Origin of the sequence: Clostridium estertheticum, from assembly GCF_018861295.1 — a bacterium.
Taxonomy (GTDB): Bacteria; Bacillota; Clostridia; order Clostridiales; family Clostridiaceae; genus Clostridium_AD; species Clostridium_AD estertheticum_D.
Genome location: NZ_JAHLDM010000106.1, coordinates 1 through 546, shown reverse-complemented (window position 1 = coordinate 546; position 546 = coordinate 1). Strand labels below are relative to the sequence as shown.

Genomic DNA, 546 nt, shown 5'->3' with positions numbered 1-546 from the left:
AATATTATTTCATTTCTTTACCTATTTCTCTGTTTAATTTTCAAAGACCAATTTACTTTGTCATCATGTGACGACTTCTACTATAATACTAAACATTTCTTGTTTTGTCAACTGCTTTTAAAAAATATTTTAATATATTTTTTAAATTTTGAGACGTTAACTATTCAATATATTATAAGATAAAAATAACAGTTTCAATTGAACTGTTATTTGGTGGACCTTCAGGGACTCGAACCCCAGACCGACCGGTTATGAGCCGGTAGCTCTAACCAACTGAGCTAAAGATCCATGGTTACCTGGCGACAACCTACTCTTCCACAAAGTCACCCCTGCAGTACCATCGGCGCATTGAAGCTTAACCTTCGTGTTCGGTATGGAAACGGGTGTTACCTTCATGCCATAATCACCAGATGAGAATATAAATATTCTCTGAAAATTGCACAGTATTATCGCATTATTAATATTAATTGTTACTTGTTTTATCTTGGTCAAGCCCTCGACTTATTAGTATTAGTCAGCTGAACATGTTACCATGCTTACACCTCT

The 546-nt window shown here is 34.8% G+C and carries 1 tRNA gene and 1 rRNA gene; both read right to left on the bottom strand.

Annotated features, from left to right (window positions below):
* Window positions 1-211: 211 nt before the first annotated feature.
* Window positions 212-288 (bottom strand) — tRNA-Ile (locus KPL54_RS25880).
* Between the two features lie 6 nt (window positions 289-294).
* Window positions 295-411, bottom strand: a 5S ribosomal RNA gene (gene rrf, locus KPL54_RS25875).
* Between the last annotated feature and the right edge of the window lie 135 nt (window positions 412-546).